General features: G+C 63.3%; 10 protein-coding genes. 5 read left to right on the top strand and 5 right to left on the bottom strand.

The features are described 5' to 3' along the window. Nucleotides 1–39: 39 nt before the first annotated feature. Both K5Y35_RS25910 and inhA read right to left on the bottom strand, forming a co-directional pair. The gene (locus tag K5Y35_RS25910) at nucleotides 40–831 is read right to left on the bottom strand and encodes a CPBP family intramembrane glutamic endopeptidase (RefSeq protein WP_222833314.1); all 792 of its coding nucleotides are present in this window, start codon (nucleotides 829–831) and stop codon (nucleotides 40–42) included. 254 nt (nucleotides 832–1085) lie between these two features. Next, a complete protein-coding gene (gene inhA, locus K5Y35_RS25905; protein ID WP_222833313.1) occupies nucleotides 1086–1772 on the bottom strand; it encodes an isonitrile hydratase in 687 nt (228 codons plus the stop codon). 89 nt (nucleotides 1773–1861) lie between these two features. Here inhA and K5Y35_RS25900 point away from each other — a divergent pair, with 89 nt between their 5' ends. Then, nucleotides 1862–2866: a GlxA family transcriptional regulator gene (locus K5Y35_RS25900; protein ID WP_222833312.1), complete on the top strand. Its 1005-nt coding sequence runs from the start codon at nucleotides 1862–1864 to the stop codon at nucleotides 2864–2866. Nucleotides 2867–2977: 111 nt separating this feature from the next. Here K5Y35_RS25900 and K5Y35_RS25895 read toward each other — a convergent pair whose 3' ends face one another. From K5Y35_RS25895 to K5Y35_RS25885, 3 genes are all read right to left on the bottom strand, one after another. Continuing rightward, the gene (locus K5Y35_RS25895) at nucleotides 2978–3367 is read right to left on the bottom strand and encodes a hypothetical protein (RefSeq protein ID WP_123463529.1); all 390 of its coding nucleotides are present in this window, start codon (nucleotides 3365–3367) and stop codon (nucleotides 2978–2980) included. Between the two features lie 392 nt (nucleotides 3368–3759). Beyond that, a complete protein-coding gene (locus tag K5Y35_RS25890) occupies nucleotides 3760–5586 on the bottom strand; it encodes a glycoside hydrolase family 15 protein (protein WP_128615316.1) in 1827 nt (608 codons plus the stop codon). Continuing rightward, a complete protein-coding gene (locus tag K5Y35_RS25885; RefSeq protein ID WP_222833311.1) occupies nucleotides 5579–6379 on the bottom strand; it encodes a glucose 1-dehydrogenase in 801 nt (266 codons plus the stop codon). The genes K5Y35_RS25890 and K5Y35_RS25885 overlap by 8 nt, the downstream gene beginning before the upstream one ends. Nucleotides 6380–6612: 233 nt before the next feature. Here K5Y35_RS25885 and K5Y35_RS25880 point away from each other — a divergent pair, with 233 nt between their 5' ends. From K5Y35_RS25880 to K5Y35_RS25865, 4 genes are all read left to right on the top strand, one after another. After that, entirely contained in the window at nucleotides 6613–7353 is a 741-nt protein-coding gene (locus K5Y35_RS25880) for a thioesterase II family protein (RefSeq protein WP_222833310.1), read from the top strand. A gap of 39 nt (nucleotides 7354–7392) precedes the next feature. Further along, the gene (locus K5Y35_RS25875; RefSeq protein ID WP_095111786.1) at nucleotides 7393–8376 is read left to right on the top strand and encodes a TauD/TfdA family dioxygenase; all 984 of its coding nucleotides are present in this window, start codon (nucleotides 7393–7395) and stop codon (nucleotides 8374–8376) included. A gap of 178 nt (nucleotides 8377–8554) precedes the next feature. Then, nucleotides 8555–11956: a non-ribosomal peptide synthetase gene (locus tag K5Y35_RS25870; RefSeq protein ID WP_222833309.1), complete on the top strand. Its 3402-nt coding sequence runs from the start codon at nucleotides 8555–8557 to the stop codon at nucleotides 11954–11956. Continuing rightward, complete coding sequence (locus K5Y35_RS25865) at nucleotides 11953–19782, top strand: non-ribosomal peptide synthetase (RefSeq protein ID WP_222833308.1); 7830 nt, start codon at nucleotides 11953–11955, stop codon at nucleotides 19780–19782. The genes K5Y35_RS25870 and K5Y35_RS25865 overlap by 4 nt, the downstream gene beginning before the upstream one ends. The last annotated feature ends 6 nt before the right edge of the window (nucleotides 19783–19788 follow it).

Below are 19788 nucleotides of genomic sequence, written 5' to 3'. Positions count from 1 at the left end.
TTTCAGTAATAAGTACGGCGTCGCAAAACGGGCCTTGCTTCAACTCGCCAGCATCGGATAGGTGAACAGCGCAAAGTGCAGCAGGTTCAGCCCGAAGTGCGTGGCGATCGCCGCACCCAGCCCGCCAAAACGGTAGGCCAGACCATAGCCGACACCGGCCAGACCCGCCAGCAACACCCAGGTCCAGCCGGCACCGGCGTGCACCAGGCCGAACAGCAGCGAGGCCAGCAACAGGGCGAGGTTGTCGCCGTAGGGCAGGTGCTGGAAGCGCCGGCTGAGCCCGCCCTGTATATAGCCGCGAAACAGCGCTTCTTCGACCAGTGTCACCAGCAGCAGGTTGTTCAACACCCACAGCCACGCCGGGTCCGGCCACTTTGGCGCCCAAGTGATGACGCCAAGCAACAGTGCGCCGCCGAGGGCGAGGATGGCGCTCAGGGTCAGGGCGAGGAGGGTGGCATATACGGTCAGGCGCAACGACCGCCGCGCGACAATCCACGGACAGACCAGCAACAACCAGAAACCAATCAGCGGTTTGTCCAGATTCAGGTACATCGCGAACGGCACGGCGTTGTCGGTGAAGCGCTGCGGGTCGATGGCGCGACCATTGTAGAAACCCGGTAACCAGTGCAGGGCCAGCGACAGGGCGAGGACGATAAACAGACCATGACCGAGAAACCGCGCCACCGGTACCTGTTGCTGGCGCACGGCAAATCCGGCAAATAACAGAAGGCCGATGCTGATCAGCGCCAGCCAGCCGACCTGTCCGTAGCTCAGCGCCCACCCGTAACCGAGGCTGAGAAGTGCCAGATAGAGCCATGGCAACGCCTTCATGGAAAGTCCCTGTGCAGAATATGTGGAAGGGCTTTCTACACGGGTGGGGGCGTGGGGACAAGTGAAGGTGTGGCGGTAAAGCGGGACAGCTCCGATACCGTTGGCCCAACATAAATCCCAATGTGGGAGCGAGCTTGCTCGCGAAAGCGGTGTGACAGGCAATAGTTGTTTCGACTGATGCACCGCTTTCGCGAGCAAGCTCGCTCCCACAGGGGATTAGTATTCCAGCAAGGGATTTGTGTAGGGATTGGGATCTAGCGCAAGTTGAGTTTCGCCGCCGCACGCTCGGTGATTTCCGTGCGCAACTTCAGCGATGGCGCGGCACGCAGGCGAGCTTCATCGACAATCGCCCCCGGCGCGGTGTCCGGGCTACCGGCATTGAACGGCGGCGCCGGCGCATATTCCAGCTGCAACTGCACCAATTGCGCCGTGTCGGCATCGAACAGTTCAGCCGCCAGCACCAGGGCGAAATCAATCCCCGCCGTAATCCCGCCACCGGTAAACAGATTGCCGTCACGCACCACCCGATCCTTCACCGCAATTGCGCCCAGTGTTGGCAGCAGATCGTGATACGCCCAATGCGTGGTCGCACGTTTGCCTTGCAGCAGGCCCGCCGCGCCGAGCACCAGCGAACCGGTGCACACCGATGTCACGTACTTCGCCTGCGCAGCCTGACGCTTGATGAAGGCCAGCGTTAACTCATCCTCCATCAGCGCGCCGACGCCACCACCGCCTGGCACGCAGATCACATCCAGATCCGGGCAATCCTCGAACGTGGTGGTCGGTTTCAGCAGCAGACCGGTGCTGGCGGTAACCGGCATCAAATCCTTCCAGATCAGATGCACGTGCACGCCCGGCAACGAGGCGAGCACGTCGTACGGCCCGGTCAGGTCAAGTTGCTGAACTTGCGGGAACAACAGAAAACCGATCTGCAGCGTCATTGTTCTTGCTCCATGAAAAGGGGTGGACGGCTTCACTGTAGGCGCGTAGGTTCTGGCGTATACGCCAATCACCCCACGAATTACGCCAAATGCCCAAAGCCATTCACGTACTCGCGTTTGCCAACATGCAGATCCTCGATGTCACCGGGCCGTTGCAGGTGTTCGCCTCGGCCAACGACATCGCCCGTCAGCGCGGCTTGCCGATCCCGTATGCGCCGAGCGTGATTGCCAGCGGCGGCGGGGCGGTGATGTCGTCGGCGGGGTTGGCGGTGTTGGCCGAGCCGTTGCCGCAACTGCCCAGCGACACGTTGATCATCGCCGGTGGCTGGGGCATTTATCCGGCGGCCGAAGATGTGCTGTTGGTGGATTGGGTGCGCGAGCATGCCGGCAAATGCCGGCGCGTGGCTTCGGTATGTACCGGCGCATTTCTGCTCGCCGCCAGCGGCTGGCTCGACGGTCGCCGCGTGGTCACCCACTGGACCCGTTGCGAACAATTGGCGCAGCAGCACCCGAAGCTGCAGGTCGAGGCCAATCCGATTTTCATCAACGACGGCCCGGTCTGGACCTCGGCGGGCGTCACCGCCGGCATTGATCTGGCCCTGGCAATGGTCGAGGAAGATCTGGGCCGCGACATCGCCCTGGACGTGGCGCGGCACCTGGTGGTGTTCCTCAAACGCCCGGGCGGGCAATCGCAATTCAGCGTAACTCTGTCGCTGCAAAATCAAGGCAATCGCTTTGATGAACTGCACGCGTGGATCGCCGAACACCTCACCTGCGACCTCGGCATCCCGACCCTGGCCGAACAGGCCGGGATGAGCGAGCGCAGTTTCGTCCGCCACTACCGCGCCGACACCGGCCAGACCCCGGCACGGGCGATTGAATTGATTCGTGTCGAAACCGCCCGGCGCTTGCTCAGCGACACCGGCCTGCCGGTCAAACGCATCGCGGCCAACTGCGGGTTTGGCAGTGAAGAAACGTTGCGCCGCAGTTTTCTGCGGGCAATTGGCGTGACGCCGCAGGCTTATCGGGAGCGGTTTTCGGTGCATGCATCAGCAGATTCATCAATCGACACTGATGTGATCGGACGAGTCTGAAACGTGGCGAGGGCTTGCGCTGAGCCGCGACGCGCTCCGAATTTTAAAGGGCCTGCTGCGCAGTCCAGCGCGAGCAAGCTTCCTCGCCACAAGCGCTACCCACTTGCGGAATCAGGCCTCGGCCTCTGCCAGCTGATTGAAATACTTCGCCCGATCCGGAGTAAACGTCACCCGCATCTTCGTCCGCGAGCAGGTCAGCGAACGCTCTTCACCCAGATCAATATCCAGATCCTCACCGCGCAAGCCTTGCCACTGCGCCAGATACTTCAGCGAGCCGAATTTTTCGTTTTTCTTCAGGCTGCGACTGACGCCGCCTTTCCAGCCGAGCACCGGCAGTTCGCCGGCAAGGCATTTTTGCGCGAGGTCGGGGAAGCGGGTGGCGCGCTGGCGGCCGATCTCCCAGCATTTGATCAGGCCTTGGTCGGCGGCTTCCCAGAGTTGGGTGCGGGTCAGGCCGCTGCGCAGGGGCGTGCCGATGGTGCGGTGGACGTGCTGGGTCATTCTGGTTCCTTGAATTCGGGTTTTATTGGACAGCTCCGCTGTGCCCGTTGCGGTGGATGGTAGGGGTGGATGTAACAGCTGGCAACAGGGTATTTCAGGGTGTAAGTGCAGGTTACGGGGGAGGGATTTACCTGAGTGTTGTTTAGACGAAGTCGGAAAAAACTACACAAACTGTGGCGAGGGGATTTATCCCCGATCGGCTGCGCAGCAGTCGCAAAGCCATGCAATGCGGTGCTGCTGAAGAAACGAGCGGGCAAAGAGCCGGGCCGCCTCGCAGCCCGTCGGGGGATAAATCCCCTCACCAAAGGGGATCTGATTCTGTTTATTTCTGTGTAGGGGTTAGTCCGGCGAAGCGCTGAAGTTCGGCATATTTCCTACAGAGACTGACGAAATTACGGCTGCCAAACACTCTTTTCCCCACTCAAACGCCGATCAAGAAAACTCGCCGCACTGATCAGTGCCAGATGCGTCAGCGCCTGAGGGGTGTTGCCCAGATGCCGACCCTTGCTGTCGAACTCTTCGGCGTACAGCCCCAGCGGGTTCGCATAGCGCAGCAGTTGTTCGAACTCCAGATGGGCCTTTTCCACCTGGCCGGCGCGGGCCAGGCATTCGACGTACCAGAACGAACAGGCGGCAAACGCGCCTTCGGTGCCGGTCAAACCGTCGATGTTGGCGTCGTCGTTGCGATAGCGATAAACCATACCGTCGCGCACCAAGGTCTTTTCGATTGCCTCAAGGGTCGACAGCCACCGCGGGTCCTTGGCGCTGACAAAGCGCACCAGCGGCATCAACAGCATCGAACCGTCCAGCGCCGTTCCGCCCTTGTACTGGACGAAATGCCCGCGCTCCTCATTCCAGAAGTTGCCCCAGATATCGGCGTAGATCGCCTGCCGGGTCTGATCCCATTGCACAAACGGCGCCGGCAACGAGCGTTTCGAAGCCAGACGAATGGCCCGATCCAGCGCCACCCAACACATCAGCCGCGAATGCAGAAAGTGATGTTGTTCACCGCGCATTTCCCAAATGCCTACATCAGCGGTCTGCCATGTCTCACACACTTGATCGACCACTTCGCGCACGTGGTTCCAGCCTTCGTGGGAAATGGCGTCGCCATACTTGTTGACCAGATACACCGCGTCCATCAATTCGCCAAAGATATCCAGCTGAATCTGCTCATACGCACCATTGCCGATACGCACCGGTTGCGCGCCACCGTGGCCGGACAGGTGAGTGAGTTCGGTTTCGGGCAGTTCCTGACGACCGTCAATGGCATACAGAATGTTGAGTTTGGTTGGCTGGCCGCAGCAATCGCTGACCCGCCCACGCAGCCAGCCCATGTAGGCATTGGCTTCGTCGACAAAGCCCAGGCGCATAAAGGCATAAACGGTAAACGATGCGTCGCGTATCCACGTGTAGCGGTAATCCCAGTTGCGTTCGCCGCCGGGGGTTTCCGGCAGACCGAAGGTCGCCGCCGCCAGAATTGCGCCGTGCTGGCGCGATGTCAGCAGCTTCAGCGCGAGGGCTGAACGGTTGACCATCTCCCGCCAGCGGCCGCGATAGTTGGACTGGCCGATCCAGCCGCGCCAGAAGCTCAAGGTGCGCTCCATGCACAATTGCGCGGCACCTTGTTCAAAGCGCGGATCGTCGGCGCCACCGAGGAGGAACTCGGCGTGCTCGTTGTGCTTCAAGGTAAAGGAGGCCAGCGCCGCATCGTTCTCGATGTGCAGCGCTTGATCCGAGGTCAGCCGCATCGACGGTTGCCCCTCGGCGCTGAACACCACGGCTTGCCGGTCCATCTGTGCGCGGGTCTTGGCGCGGGCGTAGTCGTGGCGCACGGCACAACGCACATGGAAGGTCGCCTCGCCGCTGACCACCCGCACCCGGCGCATCAACAGCGGCAGGTCGTCCTGGTTGTCGGCCACCGGCAGCAGGTCGGTGACCTCAACCACCGCCCGTTCACTGAGCCAGCGGGTTTGCAGCACGTTGGTGTCCGGCAGGTAAATCTGTTCGCGTCGGGCGTCGGGCAGGTCCGGCGCCAACTGGAAAATCCCGGCGTCAGGGCTGTCGAGCAGCGAACAGAAAATCGACGGGCTGTCGAACTCCGGCCAGCAGAAAAAATCCACGCTGCCCTTGTCGTTGACCAGTGCAGCGGTGCGCATGTCGCCGATGATGCCGTGGGCGTCGATCGGGCTTTGTCGTTCCAGGTGATGCTCAGCCATTGCCGCGAAACTCCGGATAGAGGCTCATGCCGCCGTCGATGAACAGGGTAGTGCCGACGATGTAGTCGGAGGCGTCGCAGGCAAGGAATACCACCGCGTTGGCGACATCTTCGACATCGCCGATGCGGCCGTAGGGAATCAGTTTGAGCAACGCCTGCGCCGCGTCGCCCTCGGTGGCCGCCGCGTTGATCGCCGTGCGGATCGCCCCCGGCGCGATGCCGTTGATGCGAATGCGCTGATGGCTGACTTCCTGGGCGAGGGTCTGCATCAACTGGTCGACGCCGCCCTTGGACGCCGCATAGTTGACGTGCCCGGCCCACGGAATGCGCTGGTGCACCGAACTCACGTGAATGATCTTGCCGGCGGCGCGGGACACGCCCCGGCGAATGCCCTGGCGATTGAAGATTCGCAACGCGGCACGGGCGCAGAGAAACTGGCCGGTGAGGTTGACGCCGATCACCGCGTTCCAGTCATCCAGGCTCATGTCCACGGCGGCGGCGTCTTTTTGCATACCCGAGTTGGCCACCAGAATGTCCAGCGAGCCGAAGGCCTCGAGGGTCTGGGCGAACAGCCGTTCGACCTCGTCTTCCTTCGACACATCGGCGCCAATCGCGATGGCCTGGCCACCGTCGGCGACGATCTGCCGGGCGAGGGCTTCGGCGGGCTCGGCCTGGCGATTGTAGTTGATGACCACCGCAGCCCCGGCGGCGGCCAGGGCCTTGGCGGCGGCGTGGCCGATGCCGGAGCTGGCGCCGGTGACGAGGGCTACCTGACCGGCGAGAGAAATGTGCATAGGGGAGGGGCCTGGGTTGAGGGCTTAATTAGCTGACCGGTGGTAAGCGACGAGAGTTCACTCGACGCAAGATGCTGCGTCGAATGGGCTGACCTCTTCGCGAGCAGGCCCGCTCCTGCAAGGGGGCTGCGACGCACACAAATCCCCTGTGCGAGCCTGCTCGCGAAGCGCGGACTAATTCGCGCGACGCCTCATCCGTTCTCTTTTACAGATAACCCATTGAGGTAAACGCGGTGACAAAGCTGACACTGCTGTGCCTGCCCTATTCGGGCGCCAGCGCCATGGTCTACAGCCGCTGGCGGCGCCAATTGCCGTCGTGGCTGCACTTGCAACCGGTAGAACTGCCCGGGCGCGGTGCCCGTTTCGACGAACCCCTGCAAATCGACATGCGCGCCCTGGCGCGCCAGCTGGCCCGCGAGCAAAAGCCCGGTCTGCACACGCCTTATGCGCTGTTCGGGCACAGCCTCGGCGCGCTGCTGGCCTGCGAGATGGCCCACGCCTTTCGCGAACTCGGCGCACCGGAACCGGTGGCGCTGTTCGCTTCCGGCACCGCCGCGCCGACGATGCGCAGTGACTACGATCGCGGCTTTGCCGATGCGCGCAGCGATGAAGAATTGATCGAGCAACTGCGCACCTTCCAGGGCACCAGCGAGGAAGTATTGGCCAACAAAGAACTGATGAGCCTGACCCTGCCGGTGTTGCGCGCTGACTTCATGATGTGCGGGCGCTTCACCCCGGCGCAGCGGCCGTTGCTCAATTGCCCGGTGCACGTGCTCGGCGGCAAGGAAGACCGCGCGACCACCGAGCAACTGATTGGCTGGAGCAAGGAAACCCTGGGCAGCTTTTCCGTGGACATGATGACCGGTGGGCATTTCTTCATTCATGAGCATGAAGCGCGGGTCATTCGCACGATCAAGACCCATCTGGAAGTCCATCACCGCCGGCATGCGCAGGCCGCGGCACCGGCGTTTTAGCGCACGGTTCACCTATCGAGTGATTACAGGAGGCCAGTCATGGCTGTTGCTGTGGGATTTTCCGTTCGGCCACTCTTGCCGCAACGGGGGCGCTTGCCGTTGTTGGTGGAAGCGACCGATGCGGACACTGACCTGTTGGCGGTGTTCGATGAATTGAAAGAATTGGTGGACGAACACCTGCTGCGCGACGGTGGGGTGCTGTTCCGTGGCTTTCGGTTGAACGGTGCCGAGCAGTTCCGTCAGTTCGCCGCCAGTTTCGGCCATCCGCTGTTGAACTATGAATTCGGTTCGACGCCGCGCACCAACGTGACGCAGGGCGTGTACACCTCTACCGAATACCCGGCGCACCAGAGCATTCCGCTGCATAACGAGCAGGCCTATTCCCGCGACTGGCCGATGAAGATCTGGTTCTACAGCATGATCGCCGCGAAGTCGGGTGGCGAGACGCCGATTGCCGACAGCCGTGAAGTCTATCGGCGCATTCCGGCGGCGATTCGCGAGCGCTTCGTCAGCAAAGGGCTGATGTATGTGCGCAACTTTGGCAACGGGTTGGATGTGGCCTGGGAAGATGTGTTCAACACCGAAGATCGCGAAGTTGTCGAAGCCTACTGCAAGGCTCACGGCATCGTCTGCGAATGGAAGGACGACGGTGAATTGCGCACCCGCCAGACCTGTCAGGCGGTGGCGGTGCATCCGGTGACCGGTGACAACGTCTGGTTCAATCAGGCGCACCTGTTCCACATTTCCAACCTGCAAGCGGAAGTGCGCGAAAGCCTGCTGGACATCGTCGACGAAGAGGACTTGCCGCGTAACGTCTATTACGGCGATGGCTCGGCGATTGAAGATGAGGTGTTGGCGCAGATTCGTGCGGTACTCGATGAATGCGCGATCAGTTTCCCCTGGCAGGAAGGTGATGTGCTGATGCTCGACAATATGCTCTCGGCGCACGCGCGTTCGCCATTCGAGGGACCGCGCAAAGTGATTGTTGCCATGGCCGAGGGGCATTCACAGGGCCCGCTCTGAGCCAACTCCGCGCCTGTTGGTAAAGCTGCCGAAGCCGGTCTCGTACCGGCTTCGGCATTTGTGTATCTACCGTCGAGCCGCTGTTGCGTCAGCGCGCTAAATCATCGCGTTTGTCATTCGTTCTTGTTGATACGACCGGGTCTCCTGGTCACGCCGCCGATCAGCAAGGACCCCATGCATGAATGCCGCAGACGCCCAGAAACTAGCCCGTCGCTTTATCGAACTGCCACAGGACAAACGTCGTTTGTTCCTCGCCGGCATGGCCCGTGAGGGCATCGATTTTGCGCAGCTGCCCATGACTGCCTGTGACGGGATCGCCGAGCGAGACGGGCTTTCGTATGCCCAGCAGCGGATGTGGTTTCTCTGGCAACTGGACCCGCACAGTGCCGCATACAACTTGCCGATGGCGGTGCGCCTGACCGGCGATCTGCATGTGCAGGCGCTGGAGCAGGCGTTCAGTCTGCTGGCGGCGCGGCACGAGTGCTTGCGTACCACGTTCGGTCAGGAAGGTGAGCGCGCGTTCCAGCGCGTCGCCGCACCGCAGCCGTTGAAACTGCCGATCACCGATCTCAGTGCATTGCCTGAAGCCCAGCGCTGGCCGCTGGCGCAGCAGCACATGATGGCGGAGGCCGGTCAGGCCTTCGATCTGGAACACGGCCCGCTGCTGAGCCTGCGCCTGCTGCGTCTGGCCGAGCAGGAACACGTGTTGCTGTTGACCTTGCATCACATCATTGCCGATGGCTGGTCGATGAACATTCTTATCGACGAGTTCATGCGCACCTACGACGCGCTGGTGGCGGGGCGCGAACCGTCGCTGCCGGCACTGACCGTGCACTACCGCGATTACGCCCTGTGGCAGCGCAGCTGGCTGGAGGCGGGTGAGCGTGAGCGGCAACTGGAGTACTGGCGCGGGCAACTGGGCGACGAACATCCGGTGCTGGAATTGCCCACTGACCGTGCTTATCCGGCGCAATCGAGTCATCAGGGGGCGCGCCTGGAAACGGTGATCGATGCCGCGCTGCGCCAGGAATTGAAAAGCCTTGCCCAGCGTCAGGGCGTGACCCTGTTCGTGGTGTTGCTGGCCGCGTTCAAGACCTTGTTGCATCGCTACAGCGGCCAGACCGACATTCGTGTCGGCGGCCTGATTGCCAACCGTACCCGCAGTGAAACCGAAGGGCTGATCGGCTTCTTCGTCAACACGCAGATCCTGCGCAGCGAAGTCACCGCGCAAACCCGTTTCGCCGAGCTGTTGCAAAGCCTGCGTGAAGCCGCCCTCGGTGCCCAGGTCCATCAGGAGTTGCCGTTCGACGCCTTGATCGAAGCCCTGCAACCGGCGCGCAGCCAAAGCCACAACCCCCTGTTCCAGGTGATGTTCAACCACCAGCCGCTGGTGACCGACTTGCAGCACGTGCAACTGGAGTCGGGTTTGCAGGTCGGCTATCTGACCGAAGAACAACTGGCCGGCAGCGGTCGACAACATGCCGCCACCAGCGACCTGATGCTCGACACCCGCGAAGAGGGCGAGCAACTGTTCGCCGCCTTCACCTACGCCACCGATATTTTCGATGCCGCGACCATCGCCGCGATGGCCGGACACTGGCGCAATATTCTGCTTTCCGTCTGCCGCGACCCGCAGCAATTGATCGGCGACGTCGCGCTGCTGGCGCAGGTCGAGCGCGCACAGCTGATTCAGGCCACTGCGAGCGAACCCGCTTTCGCCAGTGTGCAGACCCTGTTCGAGGCGCAAGTGGCACGCACGCCGCAGGCAGCGGCGGTACGCCTCGCCACGGCGCCGTCACCGTCACTCACCTACAGCGAACTCAATGCGCGCAGCAATCGCCTGGCGCATCAGTTGCGTGCACGTGGTGTCGGGCCGGACGTGCTGGTCGGCGTGGCGTTGGGGCGTTCGCTGGAACTGGCGGTGGCCTTGCTGGCCGTGCTCAAGGCCGGCGGCGCCTATGTGCCGCTGGACCCGCAAACCCCGGCCGAACGCCTGCGCCATGTGCTGGATGACAGCGGCCTGAAACTGCTGCTGAGCGATCACGAAAACCTCGCCAGCCTGCCGGATCTGGGGGGCGTCGATTGCCTGTGCCTGGAGCAACTGGACGACAGTGACCACGCCGACAATCTGTCGGTGACGGTTGATGCGCAGCACCTCGCCTATGTGATCTACACCTCCGGCTCCACCGGGCGACCGAAAGGTGTTGCGGTCAGTCACGGTGCGTTGAGCGAGTTCATCGCTCGCGCCATCGACTACAGCGACTTGCGCGAAGGCGACCGCGTCCTGCAATTCGCCACCAGCAGCTTCGATGGTTTCGTCGAGCAGTTCTTCCCGCCGCTGTGTCATGGCGCCGCTGTGGTGTTGCGTGATGCGCCGTTGTGGGACAGCGCGACGTTGCGTCAGGTGATTGTCGATCACGGCATCACCCTGGCCGACCTGCCGGCCGCCTACTGGTACTGGCTGGTGCAGGAATACGCGGCGCAGCCGCCGGCCGGTTTCGGCGCGCTGCGGCAGATTCACGTCGGTGGCGAGGCGATGGCGGTGGATGGTTTGCGCCTGTGGCAACGGGCCGGTTTGGGCCATGTGCGCTTGCTCAATACCTACGGACCGACCGAAGCCACAGTCGTCTCGACTATTCATGACTGCACGGCGCTGACGGCGGATGCCGTGTCGTGGCGCGGCATTCCGATCGGCCACGGTCTGGAGGCCCGTCGGCTGTACGTGCTCGATGATGACTTGAACCTGTTGCCGCAAGGCGCGGTGGGTGAGTTGTACATCGGTGGCCCGGGCCTGGCCCGTGGTTATCACCGTCAGCCGATGCTCAGTGCCGAGCGCTTTATCGCAGACCCGTTTGCTGATGGCCAGCGCCTGTATCGCACCGGTGATCGCGCCCGACTGCGCGCTGACGGTGCGCTGGAATATGTCGGCCGGGTCGACCATCAAGTGAAGATCCGTGGCTTCCGCATCGAGCTGGGCGAAATCGAATCACGCCTGCAACAGTGCGCGGGCGTTCGTGAAGCCGTGGTGCTGGCGGTGCCGCTCAGCGGCGGTCAGCAACTGGTGGCCTACGTGGTTGGCGAGCAGGCCGTGCTGGCGGGCGCCGCCAGCCAATCGGCATTCCGTCAGCAGATCCGCACCGCGCTGCAAAGCCATCTGCCGGATTACATGGTGCCGGGGCACTTGCTGCTGTTGCCGAACCTGCCACTGACGCCGAGCGGCAAGCTCGACCGCAAAGCCTTGCCGGCGCCGGATGCCAGCCAGTTGCAGGGCGACTATCGCGCGCCACAAACGGAGACCGAGCAGTGTCTGGCGCGGATCTGGGCCGAGGTCCTGCAGGTGCCGCGGGTCGGTCTGGATGATCACTTTTTTGAACTCGGTGGCCATTCGCTGCTGGCCGCGCAAGTGATTGCGCGCATCAAGACTCAATTGGGCGTGGTGTTACCGCTGCGCAGTCTGTTCGAAAAACCGTTACTGACCGATCTGGCGGCGCTGCTGGCACAACAGGCCGGCGGTGCAACGGACGACGACTGGTCCGACATGGATCAGTTCATGAATGCTTTGGAAGGAGAGGAAGTATGAGCGGCACCATGGCGGAACGCATCGCGAAAAGGTTCGTCGGTTTGCCGCTGGAACAGCGTCGACAGTTTCTGGCCAGACTGCGTGAGGAAGGCAAGGACTTCAGCCTGTTGCCGCTGCCGGTCAGCCGGCACGAGGCCACGCCGATTCCGTTGTCGTTCGCCCAGCAACGCCTGCTGTTTCTCTGGCAGCTCGAACCGCAGAGCGCCGCGTACAACATGGCCGCCGGCCTGCGTCTGAACGGGCGCCTGGACGAAGCGGCGCTGCAACGTTCCTTCGATCATCTGGTCATGCGCCATGAAGTGTTGCGCACGGTGTTCCATACCGATGGCGATCAACCGTATCAGGTGATTCTCGATCAGCAACCCATTGCGCTGGAGCGCATCGACCTCACCGGTTTGCCGGTGTCGGAGCGCGAGGCGGCCCTGGCGCAACAGGTACAAACCGTCACGGCGCGGCCGTTCGATTTGCGCCACGGGCCGTTGCTGCGCGCCAGCCTGTTTGCAGTAGCCGATGAACAATTCGTGCTGGTGGTGAGCATGCACCACATCGTCTCCGACGGCTGGTCGATGGACGTGATGGTCAAGGAATTCGTCCAGTGCTATCAGGCCTTCAGCCTGGCGCGCGAGCCACAATTGCCCGCTCTGCCGCTGCAATACGCCGACTATGCGATCTGGCAGCGACGCTGGCTGGAAGCCGGCGAGGGCGAGCGGCAACTCGAGTACTGGCGCCAGCAACTCGGTGAAGAACAGCCGCTGCTGGAAGTGGCGCCGGACTACGCCCGGCCCCTGACGCAAAGTTTTGCAGGGCAGACCCTGAGTTTCGATTTCGGCGCGCAGTTGTCCCTGCAACTCAACGCCTTTGCCCGCAGCCAGGGCATCAGTCTGTTCATGCTGGTGCTGGCGGGGTTCTCGCTGTTCCTCTCGCGCCACGCGGGGCAGCGCGACATCCGTGTTGGCGTGCCGAATGCCAACCGTGGCCGCGCCGAAGTCGAAGGGCTGATCGGTTTCTTCGTCAACACCCAGGTGCTGCGTTGCGAAGTGGATGAGCGCGGCAGCTTCGCCGACTTGCTGGCGCGGGTGCGCGAAGCGGCGTTCGGTGCCCAGGCGCATCAGGAGTTGCCGTTCGAGCAACTGGTGGACGAACTGGTCGCCGAGCGCACCCTCGGTCACAACCCGCTGTTCCAGGCCAAGTTCAACCAGAACGTCGGCATGCAGAAGCAACGCTCGATGACGCTACCGGGGCTGAGCGTGGCGGAATACCCGCTGGACAAGGACGGCACCCACTTCGATCTGGCGCTGGACATCACCGATGACGGCACCTTGATTCACGGGCAGATGACCTATGCCAGCGACCTCTATCGTCCAGAGACTGTCGCCGGTTTTGTGCCGGCCTTGCTTGGCCTGTTCAGTGAGTTGCTGAAAGCACCGCAAGCGCCGTTGCACAGTGTTGCCCCGTTGGCGCCAGCGGTGCTTGCTGCACCCGGCGAACCGGCGCAGTCGGTGTTGCACCTGTGGGATCGACAAGTCGCGCAGCAGCCCGAGGCACTGGCTGCGCGTGACCTGCATCAGAGCATGAGTTTTCAGGCGCTGGATCAGGCGGCCAATCGTCTGGCCCATCATCTGCTGGCGCAGGGGCTGAACATCGGTGAGCCGGTGGCGGTGCTGATGGAGCGTTCGCTGGACTGGCTGACCTGTGTGCTGGCGATCTTCAAGGCCGGCGCGGTGTACATGCCGCTTGACGTCAAGGCGCCGAACGCACGGCTGCAGCAGATGCTCGGCGGTGCCGGGGCGCGGCTGCTGCTGTGCGCTGAAGGGGATGCGCGGGTGTCCGCGCTGGCGGTGGATGGATGTCAGGGGCTCGCTTACGCACCCACGCAATGGCAGGCGATGGCGGACGTCAGCCCGGCCGTGAGCCTGTTCGCGCAGTCACCGGCCTATGTGATTCACACCTCCGGTTCCACCGGGCAACCCAAGGGTGTGCTGGTCAGCCACGGGGCGCTGGGCAGTTACGTGCGCGGTGCGCTGGAACGCCTGGCACCGACGCCGGACAGCAGCATGGCGCTGGTCTCGACCATCGCCGCCGACCTGGGCTTTACCGTGCTGTTCGGCGCGTTGTGTTCCGGGCGCCTGTTGCACGTGTTGCCGGAAGAACTGGGTTTTGACCCGGACCGGTTTGCCGAATACATGGCCACTCACCGCGTGGGCATGCTGAAAATCGTCCCGGGGCATCTGGCCGCTCTGTTACAAGCTGCCCGGGCCGCCGATGTGTTGCCGCAGCACGCGTTGATCGTCGGCGGCGAAGCCTGCTCGCCAGCTCTGGTGGAGCGCGTGCGTCAGCTCAAACCGGGCTGCCGCGTGATCAACCACTACGGGCCGAGTGAAACCACGGTCGGTGTGTTGACCCACGAAGTTGGCGAACTGGCGGCCGATGCGCGCTGTGTTCCGGTCGGCACGGCGCTGACGGGCGCGCAGGTTTACGTGCTCGACGATGTGCTCAACAGCGTCGCTGATCAGGTGGCCGGCGAGTTGTACATCGGTGGTGACAGCGTGGCGCTGGGCTATCTGAACCAGCCCGGATTGACCGCCGAACGCTTCCTGCCCGATCCGTTCGGCGCGCCGGGTTCGCGGGTGTACCGCAGCGGCGACCGCGTGCGGCGTAACCGTCAACAGGCCATGGAATTCATCGGCCGCGCCGACGATCAGGTCAAGGTGCGCGGTTATCGCGTGGAACCGGCGGAAGTCGCACGGGTGCTGCTCGGCCTCGATGGCGTCAGTGAGGCTGCGGTGTTGGCATTGGCTCTGGATGATGACCCGGCGCGGCTGCAACTGCTGGCGTGGTGTGTGCCGGTGGCGGGTGTGAGCCTGCAGGCGCAGGGGCTGCGCGAGCAATTGCAGGCGTGCCTGCCGGAGTACATGGTGCCGGCGCAGATTGTGCTGCTGGCGCAACTGCCGCTGACCGCCAACGGCAAACTCGACAAGCGCGCCTTGCCGGTGCCGGGGCTGGTCACGCAGCAGTTCGTCGCGCCGGTGGGTGAGGTCGAGGAAAAGCTGGCGGCGATCTGGGCCGAGGTGCTCAAGCTGGAGCGCGTGGGCAGCAGCGACAACTTCTTCGAACTGGGCGGTGATTCGATCCTCAGTCTGCAAATCATTGCCCGGGCCAAACGCCAGGGTATCAAGCTGAGCCCCAAGCAACTGTTCGAAAAACAGACCATTGGCCAATTGGCCGCGGTGGCCAGACTGATTGAAGCGAAACCCGCTACGACTGCGGCGCCGGCAGCGCGCGGGCCATTGCCGTTGTTGCCGATTCAGGCGCGGTTCTTCGAGATGGAGATTGCCCGGCGTCAGCACTGGAACCAGTCGGTGATGTTGCAGCCGACCACGCCGCTCGACGCCACGCATCTGCGCACAGCACTGGCGGCACTGGTCGAACAGCACGATGCGTTGGCGCTGAATTTCCAGCTGTCGGGCGATACCTGGCAGGCATTACCGCAGAGCCAGCGCGATCCTGAATTGCTGTGGGTGCGCGAGCTGGACAGTCTGGCGTCGTTGCCGGCACTCGCCGATGAAGCCCAGCGCAGCCTGGATCTGCAACTGGGGCGCTTGCTGCGCGCGGTCCTGGTGAACCTGCCGAACGCTGAACAACGTCTGTTGCTGGTCATCCATCACCTGGTGGTGGATGGCGTGTCGTGGCGCATTCTGCTGGAAGATCTGCAGCACGCTTACGCCGCGTTGGCGGCGGGCACGCCGCTGGTCTTGCCGGGTAAAAGCAGCTCGCTGCACAACTGGGCCGAGCATCTGCACCGTTACGGGCAGAGCGAGGCGTTGGCCGCTGAAGGTGCCTGGTGGCGCCAGACCCTGGAGGCGGGCGACGCAACGCTGCCGCGAGACTTCCCGCAAGAGCACCAGACGCGTGCGCAAGCGGCCCGGGCCAGCTCGCGCTTGAGTCAGGCACTGACCCACAAGCTGCTGAAAGTGGCGCCGGCGGCGTATCGCACGCAGATCAACGACCTGCTGCTGACCGCACTGGCGCGGGTATTGTGCGACTGGAGCGAGCAGCCTTCGGTATTGGTGCAGCTTGAAGGACACGGTCGCGAAGACCTGTTCGACGATGTTGATCTGAGCCGCACGGTCGGCTGGTTCAGCAGCCTGTTCCCGGTGCGCCTGACACCTGAGGCGACGCCAGGTGCGTCCCTGTGCGCAATCAAGGAACAACTGCGTGCGGTGCCGGGTAAAGGCATCGGATATGGCGTGCTGCGTTACCTGAGCCGTTGCGCCGAGTTGCAGGCATTGCCTGAGCCGCGTGTGACCTTCAACTATCTTGGCCAGTTCGACGGCGCGTTCAACCCCGAAGAAGGCGCATTGTTCGTGCCGAGTGGTGAAAGCACCGGCGCCAATCAGGACGCGGCGGCACCGTTGGGTAACTGGCTGAGCGTTGACGGTCAGGTCTACGGCGGTGAGCTGGAATTGACCTGGACCTTCGGCACCGGCATGTATCGCGCAGAAACCATTGAGGCGCTGGCCGAGGCCTATCGTCGCGAGCTGGAACGTTTGATCGAACATTGCTGCGACAGTGGCGAGGCCGCTGTCACGCCGTCGGACTTCAGCCTGGCAACGCTGACTCAGGCACAACTGTCGGCACTGCCGATCCCGGCCCGCGACATCGTCGATCTGTATCCGTTGTCGCCGATGCAGCAGGGCATTCTGTTCCACAGCGTCAACGATCCGGACAGTCCGGCGTACACCAACCAATTGCGCGTCGATGTGCAGCATCTCGACGCCGAGCGCTTCCGTCAGGCCTGGCAGCACACCGTTGATGCCCATGAAATCCTGCGTACGGCTTTTGTCTGGCCACAGGATGCCGCCGCTGCGGTGCAAGTGGTGCGTCAAACTGCGCAGATGCCATGGAGCACACAGGACTGGCGCGGTCGTGCTGACCTTGGCACAGCGCTGGATCAACTGGCCGGCGACGACCTCGCCAGCGGGTTCGACCTGACCGGGGCGCCGCTGTTGCGGGTGACGCTGGTGCGCACGGACGAGGCCACGCATCACCTGATCTACACCTGCCATCACATCCTCATGGACGGCTGGAGCACTTCGCAGTTGTTCGGCGAAGTGTTGCAACGCTACGCCGGTATGACCCCGGCCGTGTCACAGGGACGCTATCGCGATTACATCGAATGGCTCGGCCAGCGCGATCAGCAGGCCAGTCGCGAATTCTGGACGGCGGCACTGGCCGATCTCGACGAGCCGACACGTCTGGCCAGTGCCGTGGCGGGCGGGCAAGCGCTTGCCGCAGGTTATGCCGATCACGAGCACGTCTTCAGCGAGGCGTTGACGGCGGACCTCAACCGTTTCGCCCGCGAGCAGAAAGTCACCCTCAACACCCTGGTGCAAGCGGCGTGGCTGGTGCTGTTGCAGCGTTACACCGGGCAGGACAACGTCGCCTTCGGCGCCACGGTGGCCGGACGTCCGACCGACTTGCCGGGCGTCGAACAACAGATCGGTCTGTTCATCAACACCTTGCCGGTGGTGGCGGCGCCGTCCGCAGAGATCGTCGTCAGCCAGTGGCTGCAACAGGTGCAGGGCCTCAATCTGGCGCTGCGCGAGCATGAGCACACCCCGCTTTACGACATTCAGCGTTGGGCCGGTGCGGGTAACGGGGCGCTGTTCGACAGCATCCTGGTGTTCGAAAACTACCCGATGGCCGAAGCCCTGCAACAGGGCCCGGCTACCGGTTTGACGTTCTCGGCGATCCGTCGTCAGGAACAGACCAACTACCCGTTGACGCTGGTGGCGGTCACCGGGCGTGAGCTGAGCCTGGGCATCAGTTACGACCGGGCCGGTTTCGCTGCGACGACGATCAACGCGTTGAGCGCGCAACTGGAAAGCCTGCTGAGGCAGTTCCTCGCCGATGCCACCCAGCCGCTGGGTGCGCTGCACCTGCTGGCAGCGCCGCAACGCGAAGCAGCGATCGAGTGGGGCAAGGCCGCCGCCACGGCGCCAGATGCGCGCACGGTGCTGGAACACATTGCCGCGCAGGTGCAGCGTCAGCCACACGCGCAGGCTGTGGTGTTTGCCGAGCAACACATCGACTACCAGAGTCTCGATGCCCGGGCCAATCGACTGGCGCACAAGCTGCAAGCGTTGGGCGTGGGGCCGGAAGTGCGCGTGGGCGTGTGCATGCGTCGTACACCGGACATGCTCGTCGGCCTGTTGGCAATCCTCAAGGCCGGTGGCGCCTATGTACCACTCGACCCGGATTACCCGCAGGAGCGTTTGCTGCACATGCTCGACGACAGCCGCGCCGCCGTGCTGCTTACCGAGCCGGCCGCACTGGCGCTGCTGCCTGAAACCTTGAGCGCGCAGGTGCTGTTGGTGGAAGAGGGCGCACTGGATGCGCTCCCGGCTACCGCGCCGTTGGCGAATGTCACCGCGCAGAATCTGGCGTACGTCATCTACACCTCCGGCTCCACCGGCAAACCGAAAGGCGTGGCCATTACCCACGGCAACCTGTCAGCGTTGATTCAGTGGTCGGCCGGGGTCTATCGCGAAGAGCAACTGCGTGGCGTGCTGGCGTCGACGTCGATCTGCTTCGACTTGTCGGTCTGGGAAATCTTCGTCACCCTGGCCTGCGGGGGTTGCCTGGTGCTGGCGGACAACGCGCTGGCGCTGGCCGAGCTGCCGGCGCGCGAACAGGTCACGCTGATCAACACCGTGCCGTCGGCGATTGCCGCGCTGCAACGGGCCGGGCAGATTCCGCGGTCGGTGGCGACCATCAATCTGGCGGGCGAACCGCTCAAGCAAAGTCTGGTGGACAGTTTGTACGCGAGCACGTCGGTGCAACAGGTCTATGACCTCTACGGGCCTTCGGAAGACACCACCTATTCGACCTTCACCCTGCGCACGCCGCACGGGCAGGCGAACATCGGCCGGCCGCTGCAAAACACCGTGGCCTATCTGCTCGACACTCAGCTGCAAGTACTGCCGGAAGGTGTGCCGGCCGAGCTGTACCTGGGCGGTGCCGGGGTGACCCGTGGCTACCTGATGCGCGCCGCGCTGACCGCCGAACGCTTTGTGCCGAACCCGTATGCCAGCAACGGCGAACGGCTGTACCGCACCGGCGATCTGGTGCGCCAGGGCAGTGACGACAACATCGAGTACATCGGCCGCGCCGACCATCAGGTGAAGATTCGCGGCTTCCGTATCGAACTCAGCGAAATCGAAGCGCGCTTGCTGGAGCAGAGCGAAGTCCGTGAAGCCGTGGTGCTCGCTCAGGACGGTGCCGCCGGTAAACACCTGCATGCCTACGTCGTCGCGGCGCAGCCGGTGGCCGGGCAACCGGCCTTGGCCGAACGCCTGCGCAGCGCACTCGCCGCGTGCTTGCCGGCGCACATGGTGCCGGGGCACTTGCACCTGATCGACGCCATCCCGCTGACCCCCAACGGCAAGCTCGATCGCAAGGCGCTGATGGCGCTGGGTGACAGCCCGACACAGCAGCACTATCAGGCGCCGCAGAGCGATCTGCAGTGGGACGTGGCGGCGGTCTGGCAGGAGGTGCTGGAGGTCGAGCGCGTGGGCCTCGCGGACAACTTCTTCCAGCTCGGCGGGCACTCGTTGCTGGCCACACTGGTGGTCACCCGGATCAAGGAACGTCTGGGCGACAAGGTGCCGCTCAAGGAACTGTTCGAAACCGACACCCTCAAGGCGTTCTGTGCGCGGATCGAGGCCTTGCGCGTCGAAATGTCGCCCGTTCAGGATGAATTGGCTAAATCCCTGGAGGCCCTCAAACGTCTATCCCTCGATGATCTGGAAAAACTGATTTCTTGAGAGGGA

The sequence above is a fragment of the Pseudomonas sp. SC3(2021) genome (genome assembly GCF_019856535.1).
Classification (GTDB): domain Bacteria; phylum Pseudomonadota; class Gammaproteobacteria; order Pseudomonadales; family Pseudomonadaceae; genus Aquipseudomonas; species Aquipseudomonas monsensis.
Note: the sequence above shows the minus strand (reverse complement) of the source record. Positions and strands in the feature narration are given on the sequence as shown.